The following is a 12,999-nucleotide window of genomic DNA, read 5'->3' as shown; positions in this document are numbered from 1 at the left end:
ACTAAGCACCAAAAACCCGTTCATCCTTAGAAGGAAGCCCATCATGACGTCCCAGACCGACAGCAAGCAGCCGACGCCTGATCAAGCCGAGCGCAACGCGTTCTTCCCCTCCCCATACTCACTCTCACAATTCACTTCGCCAAAGTCGGACCTCTCCGACGCCGACTATCCGGACGCTTATCAGGGCGGCCGCTGGAAAGTCCTGCTCGTCGCTGCGGACGAGCGCTATCTCCTCACCGGAAACGGTACCTTCTTCTCTACTGGCAACCATCCCGTCGAGACCCTGCTGCCCATGTATCACCTGGACCGCGCAGGCTTCGAGTTCGACATTGCCACGTTATCCGGCAACCCGGCCAAGTTCGAATGGTGGGCGTTCCCTTCCGAGGACGCCGAGATAAAGTCCCTCTACTCAAAGTACGAGCAAAAGTTCCAGCAGCCCCTCAAGCTTGCTGACGTGGTCAGTTCCTTGAACACGGATGCAAACTACATTGCCGTCTTCATCCCTGGTGGACATGGTGCCCTGATGGGGCTACCCTTCAGCGCAGATATGAAGGCAACGCTTCAGTGGGCCATGCAAAACGACAGGTTCATCATCACGCTTTGTCATGGGCCTGCCGCCCTGCTTTCCGCAAGCGTCGACGAACCTAACGGTGGAGATCTGTTCCGCGGCTACCGCATCTGCGCATTTCCAGATTCCATGGACAAGCAGACCCCGGATATTGGCTATATGCCCGGCCCCTTGCGTTGGTTCTTTGGCGAGAAGCTTGCAGCGATGGGAGTCGAGATCGTAAACACCAAAATCGATGGGAGTACTTTCCGTGACCGGAAGCTCCTCACAGGTGACAGCCCGTTCGCTGGCAACAATCTTGGCAAGCTGGCTGCGCGCGCGCTACTCGATGAAGTGCAGAGTACGGGTGGGCGCTAGTTGTGAGTCGTCAAGACGTTATCTCCTGACGCAGGTCGGGACATGCGCGCAAGGGCGCCGACACCGTTTGGTGGTCGGCGCCAGTTGTTGAGGTATGGGGTCGGGCGCGACGCCCAACGGGCTATCCTCAACGCCACGCCTGCGTAAACTCGCTGATGACCCTCTCCAGGTGGTTACGCATTGCGGCCCGCGCCGCTGTCGCGTCGCGCGCCATCACCGCCGCGAAGATGCGCTGATGGTCTTCCTGCGATGCCTCCCGCAGCCCCGTGGTATGGAAGTGTTCCTCGATCTTGCCCCATAGCGGATCGCTGCGCCCGCTGTCCCACAGTGCGGTGACCATATGCAGCAGGACCCTGTTACCGGTCGATGCGGCCAGGCACAGGTGGAACTGCCGGTCCGCCGCCTCGTTGGCCTGCTTGTCGTCCATGTGCTCGCGCATCAGGCTCAGGGCCGCGAACATACGGTCAAGGTCGCCGTCCTTGCGCTCGCTGGCCGCCAGGCCGGCGATTTCCGATTCAATCAGCGCCCGGGCGCGCAGTGATTCTATCGGTCCCGGCCGCCAGGGCATCTCGAACGGCTCGCGACCGGGCGCGGGCGCCTCTGCGCAGACGTAGATCCCGGAGCCGCCACGCACGTCGACCAGTCCCTGAACCTCCAGCGCGATGATGGCCTCGCGCACCAGGGTACGGCTGACGCTGAACCGCTCGGCCAGCGTGCGTTCGGACGGCAGCCGCATATTGGCGGAGAACTCGCCGGATGCAATCAATGCCTGCACCTGGCTGGCCAGGCTCAAGTACGAACGGTCGCTGGCCGCTGGAGGGGTCTCGAGTATCGGACGGGTTGCGAGATCGCTGGTGGAATGTGGCATTGCAGGTAAGGCGGCGGCTGCCTGATGTGATCACCGGTTGACCACTCGCCACAAGAAGGCAGTGGCAGGCAGTGCCTGATACAGACCATGGTAAACCATGACGGCAAAACTGGGCAACCTGTTCATAATTGGTGAACCAAATAATCCAATCCGGTACACCAATGCCGCGCGACCTCCCGGCCATGACGCGCGCCGGTCCACGCCGGATTGCCTGTCCGCCCACTTCAAGGAAGCCCCACCCATGAAGATGTCGTTCCGCTGGTTTGGCCCCACCGACCCGATCCCCCTCGAATACATCCGGCAGATCCCGGGCATGACGCACATCGTCTCGGCCATCTATGACGAACCGGTCGGAGAGGTATGGCCGCTGGACAAGATCCTGGCGCTCAAGTCCACCATCGAGGCGGCTGGGCTGCAGTTCAAGGTGGTGGAGTCGGTTCCGGTCCATGAGGACATCAAGCTCGGCAAGCCGACCCGCGAGCGGCTGATTGCGAACTACCAGCAGACCATCAGGAACCTGGCCGCGGCGGGCATCGAGGTCATCTGCTACAACTTCATGCCGGTGTTCGACTGGACCCGTACGGAACTGGCAAAAAAGCTCGATGACGGCTCGACCTGCCTTGCCTTCAGCACCCGCGAGGTAGAACAGGTCGACGTCAGCCAGGGTATCGCCCTGCCCGGCTGGGATTCCAGCTACGCGCCAGGAGAACTGCAGTCGCTGCTCGCCGAATATCGCGACATCGACGAAGGCAGGCTCTGGGAGCACCTGGAGCATTTCCTGCGCGCGATCATTCCGGTGGCGCAGGAGTGCGGCATCAAGATGGCCATTCATCCGGACGATCCGCCGCGCCCCATCTTCGGACTGCCGCGCATCGTCAAGAACCGCGACGACCTGGCACGCATCCTGAGCATCGTCGACACGCCGGCAAACGGCCTGACGCTGTGCTCGGGATCGCTTGGCGCCGGCCCGCAGAACAACGTCGAGGCGCTGGTGCGCGAGTTCGGCGGCATGGGACGCATCCACTTCGCCCATATCCGCAACGTCAAGATCACGCCGGAAGGCGATTTCGAGGAAACCGCCCACCTGTCGAGTTGCGGCTCGCTGGATATTGCCGCGATCGTCAAGGCGTACCACGACGTCGGCTTCCAGGGCTATTACCGCCCCGACCACGGCCGCATGATCTGGGGCGAGACGGGCAAGCCGGGATACGGCCTTTATGACCGGGCACTCGGCGCGGTCTATATCAACGGGATGTGGGAAGCGATGGAAAAAACGGCCTGAAACGCCGTTGGGCTGCGGCCCAGTCAAAACATAATCGGAGACCTGTCATGACAATCACCAAGAAATCGCCCGTGAATTCGCGCCGTTCCGCGTTGATCCTGAGCGTCGCAGCGCTCGGCCTTGGCGCGCTGGCAACGACCGCCGCGTGGGCGCAGACCAACTGGCCGACCAAGCCGGTAACGCTGCTGGTGGGCTTTCCGCCCGGTGGCCAGACCGACTTCGCGGGACGCGCGCTGCTTAACGGCCTGCAGAGTTCGCTCGGTCAGTCGTTTGTCATCGACAACAAGGCCGGCGTGAACGGCAATATCGCCTCCATCGAGGTCATGCGCGCGGCGCCCGACGGAAACAAGCTGCTGGTAGGCAACGGCTCGATGACGATCATGCCGCACGTCTACACCAAGCTTGGCATCGTCGATCCGCAGAAGCTGACGCCGATAGGCGTGATGCTGCAGTCGCCGCTGGTCCTCGTCGTGCCCGCCAGTTCGCCCATCAAGACGTACGCGCAGTTCGTCGAGGAGGTCAAGGCGCGCGACAAGTCGGGCAAGACCATCGACTATGGCTCGGGCGGTACCGGCGCATTGCCGCATGTCACGATGGAACTGCTGCGCGAGCGCATGGGCGGGCCGAAGATGAACCATGTTCCCTACAAGGGCAGCAGCCCGGCTATGGTCGACCTGATGGCCGGACGCCTGGATGCGATGTTCGATGCCACGTCGGTCGTCGCGCCTTTCATCAAGTCGGGCCAGTTGCGGCCGCTGATGGTCACCGGACCCAAGCGCGTGGCCATGATCCCGGACGTGCCGACCGCCACCGAGAGCGGCATCAAGGACTTCACCATCATCTCGTTCATCGGCCTGTACGGACCGCCGGGCCTGAGCCCTGACATCGTCAAGAAAGCCAACGGCGCATTGAATACGGCGCTGAAGGACCCGGCCGTCGTCAAGAGCATCGTCGACCGCGGCGACGAGCCCGGCGGCGGCACGCCCGAGCAGCTCGCAACGCTGACCCGCACCCACTACAAAATGTGGGGCGAGGTGGTGAAGGCCAACAACATCACGGCTGATTAGGGCTGCGCAGGCCGGTGAATGCCGGTCTGTCGCCAGTGCTGCGTGGCAATATTACGTCCGCGCTCCACGGAAAAGTCTTCGTGACTCCAAATGAATCGACGCACGTCGTCGTACAAGGGAGCCTGCCTTTGCGGGCAAGTGGAGTTTGAACTTGCTGGTGAGCCGCTAACCCTCTCCGCTCCGATGATTGCTCTACGAGCTTGGACGGCGGACACCGCTATCCACTGCAAGTGCCTGGCGATGTGCGCGCGTGCCAGCGTCAAACACTGCGACACTGAGCAGGGCGAAAGCCCAAGCCCCGATCGCCCCGTACAGCATCACGAACCCGAAGCCGTGTACGAGAGCCTCATGAAGGATCGCGCCGTTCGCGTCGACAGCCGCGATTTCGGCGCCGCTCTGCGTGTGATGCCCCATATTGCCCCCGGCTACCTGCGCTGCGAGCAAACGAAGCGACGAGGTTTCTGGAAAACTGGAAAGTGCGCGCGTGAGATAAGCATGCACGCTCTCGAGAAGAACAAGGCCCATCAGCGCGATATTGACGGCCAGGCTGATCAGTCTCGCGCTCATATCAATACCCGACGCCATGCCTGCGCGATCTGGCGAGACTGCACCCATGGCTGTATTGGTGACCGGTGTATTGGTCAGGCCCAGCCCCGTTCCGCACAACAGGCAACCCGGCAGCATTGTGAGCCAGCTAGCGTGCTCCGCGCCAGCGCCAAACATCATCAGCAGGAAGCCAAGGCCGATAGTAAACATGCCGAGCGGGATGACCCTGCGCGCCTCAAACCTGAGTGCAAGTCGCTCTGCAACCGGTGGCACGATAAGCGTCGGTACCGTATAGGCGAGCAGCGACAATCCGGCGGTCACGCTGGTGTAGCCAAGGGCGCCCTGAAAATAGATCGGCAGATAGATCATGAACGGCCAGTAGCTGAAGTTCATGCCGATTGATCCGAACAGCGCTCCTGAGAACGAGCGGATCTGGAACACCGAAAAGTCGAACATGGGTCGAGGGCTGCGCTTCTCGACAAAGACAAAGGCAATGAAGCTCGATACCGTCGCGGCCATGAGACTCAATGCAGTGGGACTGGAATACCCGAGATCCGAGCCTTGCGTGATGAAGTAGACGAGCCCGAAACACGACACGGAAAGAGTCAGGATGCCAGGAACGTCCAGCTGTTGCGCATTTGGGTCCCGGGATTCCTGTACGCCGGCCAGGACCAGAGCCAGCGCAACGATAGCGACCGGCGAATGAACCAGGAACACCCACTGCCAGTTGGCAACTGCGACGATCAGGCCGCCGATAATCGGCCCAAAGCCAAGGCCGATGCCGAAGATGATTCCCCAGGCGCCGAATGCCTTGCTGCGTTGCCTCCCCTCCGGGAATTGATGCGAAAGCACTGCCACTTGACAGATCAGCATGGCGCCGCCGGCGATTCCCTGAAGAAACCGATTGGCGATCAGCACGGGCGCGCTTTGCGCGAGCCCGCAGCCCAGAGACGTGAGCCCGAACAGCACGATGCTTGCCAGATAAATGCGCTTGCGTCCGAAGCGGTCCGCCAGCGCCCCAGTCGCCATCAGCACCGTGGTACAAGCAAGTGTATAGGCGTTCATGATCCATTGAATCTGGCTGAAATCGGCGTTCAGCACATTCTCAATGGTCGAGAGGACCGTCGGGACACTGGATATTTCCAGGCCGAACATCAGCGAGGTCAGGCAGACCGCAGCTAGCGCAAGTACGTTTCTTGGAAGGCGGACGAGGGTCATGGAATGTGTGGGTGAAAGGGGTAGTCGCATGTTCACATCGGACGTAGACGATGCAGAGGCCCGATAGCTACCGGCCGGACGCCTACTCCGCTTGTCTGATCCATCGGGTGGCTAGCTTACGAAACGTCGTCAGATTTGGCGCGCCGTTTCCGGTCATCTCCTTTCCAGACCGGGTGGCAGAAGCGGGTGGACATCAGTCGGTGGGGCAACCACATCAACAGCAACTGATCAAGTTCACCTGCAGCCTCAACCGACCTGCCCCGAGGCCCCGCGTCCCGACGCCCCCAAAGAAAAATTGCGAATCGTCTGATCGCCATCCCCACTGAAAAGGCAAAAACTAGAGGCATCACCGAAACAACGGTGATCGGGCGTCACAACCCGTTTATCATCAACGGATGGTCGCTCAGGCGACCATCTCCACACGCACGCGCGCGTCGTTCCACTATGGCGGGCCGGGCGGGGCAGCCGAAAGGCTGGCCGGGCTTCGTTGATGAACCGGTTTGTGACCCCCGCTGCCAGGCCCGCCACCCTCTACCGTTTGCATCAGGCGGGTCTCCCAACCTTCTTCAGGAGAACGCAATGCAAGAGAAAACCCATCCGAAGCACGAAACCATCTTCGTCGGCATTCCCGCGGAAACCCTGGAAGCCCTCGACCGGATCCAGGCCGGCCTGGGCAGCGTCCTGTCGCTGCTGGAAGTGGAAAGCGAACGGTCCGAGGGATGCCACGGCGTCCATTGCCTGCTGGCGATGATCAAGATGCAGGTGGATCAGATGGCCGAGGCTTTGCAGCCTGAGGCTGAGTCGTTATGACACCCCGTCATCCGGCTCTTCCCTTACCGCGGATCCGTGGTCGCGTAGCGAGACGTTAAATTCGCCGCCCTGCCCGACCGTGCTTTACTCGGTAATGTGACCGCCATGGCGCTCGACCAGCGCGTAGCTGATGGACCGGCTGAGCCCGGTCCCCCTCTGCCTCTTCGGTGGTGCAAACGGACTGAACAGATTGGGCAGGTCTTTCCCTCGCTGCCAGACCGTCAATTCACCACACGAGTTTGGTGTGGCGAACACTCGTCCCATACCTCTGATGTGACCCGAAAGGCTTCCCACTGTAGAGATCTCTACAACGTTGAAATAGGCGTTATAGGCTTCTACCATGCGCCCATGACCGCAATCACTCCATCCTGGGCGCTGCTGATCGTCACGCTTCCCACGTCCGGCGCCACCGCGCGCATGCGGATCTGGCGTGCGATCAAGAGTATGGGGTGCGCCGCGCTGCGTGACGGCGCCTATCTTTTGCCAGGGGGCGTGGAGCAGGTCGGCCAGTTGCGCCAGCTGGCTGACGAAACCCGGCAGGAAAACGGACAAGCCTGGCTTCTGCAAGTCAGTGCCGGAACTCCGGACGACGAGATCGCGTTCCGCGCCTTGTTCGACCGCGGCGCTGACTATGACGAACTGCAGGCTGCGCTGGCCGAAGCGCTTGACGGGCTCTCCGACCAGAACAGCGCTGAACTGAATCGACTGCTGCGCCGCCACGAGCGCGCCTATGAAGCGATCCGCCGGATCGACTTCTTTCCGAATGAGGCGTCGCGCCGCGCAGAAGCGGGATGGAATGATTTCAGCCGGGCCATCGAGGCAATTCAGTCGCCGGGCGAGCCCCAGCCGCTCACCCGTACGATCCCGCGCCGGGATGCCGCGCAATATCAGGGGCGGCGCTGGGCCACGCGCCGCCATCTGTGGGCGGACCGCGTGGCCAGCGCCTGGCTGATCCGGCGCTTCGTCGATCCCCATGCACGGTTCCTCTGGCTGGAAAGCCCCGCCGATTGCCCGGACGATGCACTGGGCTTCGACTTCGACGGAGCGACGTTTACGCATGTGGGCGATCGCGTTTCCTTCGAAGTGCTGCTGGCCAGTTTTGGACTCGAGGCTAACCGGGGACTCGGCCGGCTTGCCAGAATGATCCATGCACTGGATATCGGCGGCATCTCGGTGCCGGAGGCCAGTGGCTTCGAAGCCATGCTGGGCGGCGCGCGAGCGCGGCTGCAGGATGACGACGCGTTGCTGGCGGAAATCAGCTCGGTGCTGGATTCGCTCTACGCGCATTTTTCAGCCAACCCAAGACCCTGAATCGATCCCTACAGAACCATGGCACCACAGCAAGGCCCTGACCGTCCCGCCTATACCCTCTGGCAGCTGGTCGCTTATTTTCTTCGCCTGGGAACCTTTGGCTTCGGCGGCCCGGTAGCACTGGCCGGCTATATGCACCGCGACCTGGTGGAGCGGCGTGGCTGGATCACCGATGGCGACTACAAGGAAGGCCTCGCACTGGCGCAACTGGCGCCAGGCCCGTTGGCCGCCCAGTTGGCCATCTATCTCGGCTACGTGCATTACCGCATCCGGGGTGCAACGCTGGTCGGCCTGGCATTCGTGCTGCCGTCCTTTCTCATGGTGCTGGGATTGGGCTGGGCTTATGTCCGTTTTGGCGGCCTGACCTGGATGCAGTCCGTGTTCTATGGGGTGGGCGCCGCCGTCATCGGCATCATTGCCATCAGCGCATACAAGCTGACCGCCAAGAGCGTGGGCCGCGACAAGCTGTTGTGGGCGGTCTACCTGACGCTGGCTACCGTGACCGTCATCACCGAATCCGAAATCGCCTGGCTGTTTCTCGCCGCCGGCGTACTGGTCTGGTTCTGGCGCGCTCCCCCGAAGTGGCTGCGCCAAAGCGGCGCCAATGCGCTGGCGGCCACGCAGATGCCGGCCGCAAGCGGGCTTTTCAGCGCGCTCGACTGGCCGCTGCTGTCACAGCTTGGCGTGTTCTTTGCCAAGGCGGGCGCCTTTGTATTCGGCTCGGGTCTTGCGATCGTGCCGTTTCTCTACGGCGGCGTGGTAACGGAATACCACTGGCTCAACGAAAAGCAATTCGTCGATGCGGTGGCCGTGGCCATGATTACTCCTGGCCCCGTGGTCATCACGGTGGGATTCATCGGCTACCTGGTGGCCGGACTGCCGGGGGCTTGTGTGGCGGCATTGGCTACCTTCCTGCCGTGCTACCTGTTCACGGTACTGCCGGCCCCCTACTTCAAGAAATACGGGAAGATTCCCGCTATCCTCGCCTTTGTCGACGGCGTCACGGCGGCGGCGATTGGCGCGATTACCGGGGCCGTGATCGTGCTGGCCAAACGCTCGATCGTCGATGGCCCCACCCTGTTGCTGGCGCTGGTCACGGTCGCACTATTGCTGAAGTTCAAAAAGCTGCCTGAGCCGGTCATCATCACCGCTGCCGCATTGATCGGCCTGGTCGTTTATCCGATGTTGCAGCCCTGAGTTTCTAACCAGGCAACCTGGCTGCAAACCTGTCACTCACGCCCTGCTCATCGCCCGTCCTGCGCCAATTGTTGCCCTTCGCTCAACATACTGGAGGCCTTCGCGACGCTATTGCACTGGACGGCCCGTCGCCCTGCTGCCGACGGGCCGTCAACGATCTTGCGCTTCCGTCACCTCCCGCTGCGCCGCAGCCATTTTCTGCGGCCAGGTACTTTTGATATACGCCAGCACGGCAACGATGTCCTGGTCGGACAGCGATTGCCCAAAGGCCGGCATATCGCTGACATACCCCTGCGGAGCCGTCACCCCGGCCACCAGCCCATTCTTGGTAATCGCAAACAGCACGGCGTCGGGATGATGCCAGGTATGGCCGGAAGCATCATGCGGCGGTGCCGGCATGCGGCCGTTCGGCAGCCGCTCGCGCCAGTTGGGCTGGCCCTCCAGCTTGGCGCCATGGCATGCGGCGCATTGCTGTGCGTAGATCTTGCGACCCTGCGCGACGCTGGCCGCGTCGGTGGCGTCGATGCGCAGCTTCCGTATATCGCCTGTCTTGCCGGCATCGGATGGCGTATCGAGGTATCGCCTGGTCTGCAGTGCAACGGCGGCGGCAATCGCCGCGCAAAGCACCAGCAGCACCACGATCCGCCAGCGTGGCTTGCCTGATTTGTTCATGTCGCCCCTGCACCAATAAGCCTCATCGACTACACCTGACTCCTGAAAAATAAAGAGGGTTACCCCGTATCCATGCGCATCCGCCTTACGAAGCAGCGCCCCTGAGACGCAGCGCATTGGCAATGACCGAGGCCGAACTCAGGCTCATCGCCAGCGCCGCGATCATCGGCGACAGCAACAGGCCCGTCGCGGGATACAGCGCGCCGGCCGCCAGCGGCACGCCGAGGGCGTTGTAAATGAACGCAAAACCGAGATTCTGCTTCATGTTCCGAATGGTCGCGTGCGAGAGTTGCCGGGCGCGGGCGATGCCGCGCAAATCCCCTTTGACCAGCGTGACCTGGGCGCTGTTCATCGCGACATCGGTGCCGGTGCCCATGGCGATACCGACATCGGCCTGCGCCAGCGCCGGCGCGTCATTGATGCCGTCGCCGGCCATGGCGACCACCGCGCCGGACTGCTGCAGGGATTTGACAAGTTCCAGCTTGTCGGCCGGCTTGACCTCGCCATGGAATTCGTCCACGCCAAGTTTTGCGGCCACCGCCCTGGCGGTTGCGATGCCGTCGCCAGTGGCCATGACGACACGGATGCCTTCTTCACGAAGACGCTCCAGCGCCTCGGGCGTGGTGGTCTTGACCGGGTCGGAGACGGCGAGCAGGCCTGCAAGCTTGCTGTCGACCGCGAGATACATGACGCTGGCGCCTTGCGCACGCAATGCGTCCGCCTGCGCTACCAGTGCTTCGGTGGCCACGCCCTCGGCTTCCATGAGCGCGGTGTTTCCGATCGCAATCTTGCTGCCTGCCAACGCGCCCCTTACCCCAATCCCCGAACTCGACTCGAAGCTTTCCGGCTTGTCCAGCGGCAGGCCTCGACTACGGGCGGCTTCGACGATCGCTGCCGCCAGTGGGTGTTCGCTGCCTTGATCCAGGCTGGCAGCCAACCGCAGCACGTCTTCCTCGGTAAAGCCATTGGCGCCGATCGCGCGCTCGAATACCGGCCTGCCCTCGGTGAGCGTCCCGGTCTTGTCCACAATCAGGGTATCGACCTTGCGCAGGTTTTCGATTGCCGCGGCGTCGCGGAACAGCACGCCGCCGGACGCCCCCTTGCCGCTTGCCACCATGATCGACATCGGTGTGGCCAGGCCCAGCGCGCAAGGACAGGCGATGATCAGCACCGCGACGGCATTGATCAGGCCGAACACCCAGCCCGGCTCGGGACCGAACAGTCCCCACGCGACCAAGGTCAGCACCGCGATGCCGATGACGCCGACGACGAAGACGCCGGCAACCTTGTCCGCCAAGCGCTGCATCGGCGCCTTCGAGCGCTGCGCCTGCGCAACCATCTGGACAATCTGCGACAGCACGGTCTGCGAGCCGACCTTTTCGGACTGGATCACCAGGCTGCCCGATGTGTTCATGGTGGCGCCGATGACACGGTCGCCGGCGCGCTTGGTGGTGGGAATCGGCTCGCCGGTGATCATCGACTCGTCGACGGCGCTGGTGCCTTCCGTCACGACCCCGTCGACCGGCACCTTCTCGCCGGGCCGCACGCGCAGCAGGTCGCCAACATGCACATGGGCCAGGGGTACGTCTTCCTCGATCCCGCCGGGACCGATGCGTCTCGCCGTCTTGGGCGCCAGCCCCAGCAGCGATTTGATGGCGGCCGAGGTCTGGGAGCGGGCCTTCAGTTCAAGCAGCTGTCCCAGCAAAGTGAGGGAGATGATCACTGCCGCGGCCTCGAAGTAGACGCCGATGCGGCCATGCTCGGCAAAGGCCCGCGGAAAGGCGGCCGGCATGACGGTCGCAACGACGCTGTAGAGATAGGCGGCGCCCGTGCCGATTCCGATCAATGTCCACATGTTGGGACTGCGGTTGACGATCGACTGGAAACACCGGACGAAGAACGGCCACCCTGCCCACAGCACCACCGGCGTCGACAAGGCAAGCTCGACCCGGCTCTGCGTCGACAGGTCCATCCAGCCAAGGCGATGCCCGAACATCGCCAGTACGAACACCACGCCGGTCAGCGGAAGCGTCCACCAGAAGCGGCGACGGAAGTCCGCCAGCTCCGGGTTTTCGTCCTGATCGAGTTCCGGCATCAACGGTTCCAGCGTCATGCCGCATTTCGGGCAGTTGCCCGGATGGTCCTGGCGGATTTCCGGATGCATCGGGCAGGTATAGATCGTGCCCTCGGCGGGAGGCTGCGCCGGGGCTGGCTCGGTCCCGGTGCCGGAATGCTCATGAGCATGAACATGGTGATGCGCATGCTCGTGATGATGGGCGTGGTCACCCTGTGCGCCACCGTGGCGTCCAGGCATCTTGGCATCGCGGTCGCTGCTCGTCCTGTTCATCCTGGTTCCCTTGGTTGTTGGGCCTGCGATCACTGGGGGTCCGAGTGGGGAGTCCGCCATCGCGCCCAAAGACGGCAGCCTAGACCTTCCCATGGTAGTAAGGTCAAGGGCGACCAGGGCAAAAACCGCGGCGGTACCGGTCCAGGGTACGGGGCCTTCCCTCACCAAGACGTTACGCAACCATTACATCCCGGTAAGGTGCAACGAGCGTTGTCAGTCGGGTCTTCGCTGGCGTCGACGACGCCAGGGGCCACGCGGCAATGATGGAACAGACGGACGACAGGCTCCGCCAACCGGCTTATGCCGCAAGCAGTCAAACGCTGCTACCATTCCGGCAACCCAGGTATCTCAAGTGCGTACTACTATTCGTCGGCTCTGGCTTGCCGCCTTCCTGCTGAGCGCTTTCCTGACAGTGCAACTGGCAGCGGCGGCGTATGCGTGCGAGGGCAGCCGGTACTCGCTGAGCGCGACGGAAGAGATCGCGGGCATGACTGAAGCCTGCCCCGACATGGCAATGGAACACGCCGGGCCAGGCGTACATGACGGGCTATGCCAGGAGCATTGCCAGTTCGGCTCGAAGTCGGCCGACCATGCCACGCCTCAGATTCCCGCCTTCCATCCGGTGCTGGTCAATGTCGTGGTGCCCGCGCCGATACCGGTCCTGGCACATCGCCTGGCCGCTCCCCGCGATGCGATTCCCCGGGCGCCGCCACGCCCCCTCCCCATCCTTCACTGCTGTTTCCGAACGTAGCCTCC

11 protein-coding genes are annotated in these 12,999 nt (G+C 62.7%); 7 read left to right on the top strand and 4 right to left on the bottom strand.

The window, feature by feature from the left end; all coding sequences use genetic code 11:
• Window positions 1-43 precede the first annotated feature (43 nt).
• Window positions 44-925, top strand: coding sequence for a glyoxalase III HchA (gene hchA, locus AC3FMM_RS01955; RefSeq protein ID WP_111520146.1), 882 nt, complete (start codon window positions 44-46; stop codon window positions 923-925).
• A 127-nt stretch (window positions 926-1,052) separates the two neighbouring features.
• Here hchA and AC3FMM_RS01950 read toward each other — a convergent pair whose 3' ends face one another.
• On the bottom strand, window positions 1,053-1,793 hold the full coding sequence (locus tag AC3FMM_RS01950) for a FadR/GntR family transcriptional regulator (protein ID WP_488686050.1): 741 nt from the start codon (window positions 1,791-1,793) through the stop codon (window positions 1,053-1,055).
• A 241-nt stretch (window positions 1,794-2,034) separates the two neighbouring features.
• Between AC3FMM_RS01950 and uxuA the strand changes: the two genes are divergently transcribed.
• Entirely contained in the window at window positions 2,035-3,075 is a 1,041-nt protein-coding gene (uxuA, locus tag AC3FMM_RS01945) for a mannonate dehydratase (RefSeq protein WP_115712436.1), read from the top strand.
• A gap of 47 nt (window positions 3,076-3,122) precedes the next feature.
• Window positions 3,123-4,142: a Bug family tripartite tricarboxylate transporter substrate binding protein gene (locus AC3FMM_RS01940; RefSeq protein WP_115712434.1), complete on the top strand. Its 1,020-nt coding sequence runs from the start codon at window positions 3,123-3,125 to the stop codon at window positions 4,140-4,142.
• Between the two features lie 192 nt (window positions 4,143-4,334).
• Here AC3FMM_RS01940 and AC3FMM_RS01935 read toward each other — a convergent pair whose 3' ends face one another.
• Complete coding sequence (locus tag AC3FMM_RS01935) at window positions 4,335-5,906, bottom strand: MFS transporter (protein WP_488686048.1); 1,572 nt, start codon at window positions 5,904-5,906, stop codon at window positions 4,335-4,337.
• Window positions 5,907-6,485: 579 nt separating this feature from the next.
• Here AC3FMM_RS01935 and AC3FMM_RS01930 point away from each other — a divergent pair.
• The 3 genes from AC3FMM_RS01930 to AC3FMM_RS01920 all read left to right on the top strand — a co-directional run bounded on the left by AC3FMM_RS01930 (window position 6,486) and on the right by AC3FMM_RS01920 (window position 9,224).
• Window positions 6,486-6,716 (top strand): DUF1484 family protein, encoded by a 231-nt coding sequence (locus AC3FMM_RS01930; protein ID WP_115712430.1) that lies wholly within the window; start codon window positions 6,486-6,488, stop codon window positions 6,714-6,716.
• 348 nt (window positions 6,717-7,064) lie between these two features.
• On the top strand, window positions 7,065-8,027 hold the full coding sequence (locus AC3FMM_RS01925) for a chromate resistance protein ChrB domain-containing protein (protein ID WP_488686047.1): 963 nt from the start codon (window positions 7,065-7,067) through the stop codon (window positions 8,025-8,027).
• 18 nt (window positions 8,028-8,045) lie between these two features.
• On the top strand, window positions 8,046-9,224 hold the full coding sequence (locus AC3FMM_RS01920) for a chromate transporter (protein ID WP_488686046.1): 1,179 nt from the start codon (window positions 8,046-8,048) through the stop codon (window positions 9,222-9,224).
• A gap of 150 nt (window positions 9,225-9,374) precedes the next feature.
• Here AC3FMM_RS01920 and AC3FMM_RS01915 read toward each other — a convergent pair whose 3' ends face one another.
• Together AC3FMM_RS01915 and AC3FMM_RS01910 are read right to left on the bottom strand one after the other, a co-directional pair.
• Window positions 9,375-9,896: a c-type cytochrome gene (locus tag AC3FMM_RS01915; protein WP_488686090.1), complete on the bottom strand. Its 522-nt coding sequence runs from the start codon at window positions 9,894-9,896 to the stop codon at window positions 9,375-9,377.
• 85 nt (window positions 9,897-9,981) lie between these two features.
• Window positions 9,982-12,243 carry a copper-transporting P-type ATPase gene (locus tag AC3FMM_RS01910; RefSeq protein WP_488686045.1) on the bottom strand — a complete coding sequence of 754 codons (2,262 nt, stop codon included), beginning with the start codon at window positions 12,241-12,243 and terminating at the stop codon, window positions 9,982-9,984.
• Window positions 12,244-12,595: 352 nt separating this feature from the next.
• Here AC3FMM_RS01910 and AC3FMM_RS01905 point away from each other — a divergent pair, with 352 nt between their 5' ends.
• Window positions 12,596-12,994: a copper resistance protein gene (locus tag AC3FMM_RS01905; RefSeq protein WP_326347908.1), complete on the top strand. Its 399-nt coding sequence runs from the start codon at window positions 12,596-12,598 to the stop codon at window positions 12,992-12,994.
• The last annotated feature ends 5 nt before the right edge of the window (window positions 12,995-12,999 follow it).

Source organism: Cupriavidus sp. 207A1 (genome assembly GCF_057798955.1).
The sequence above is the reverse complement of the archived record's forward strand: the minus strand, read 5'-3'. Positions and strand labels throughout refer to the sequence as shown.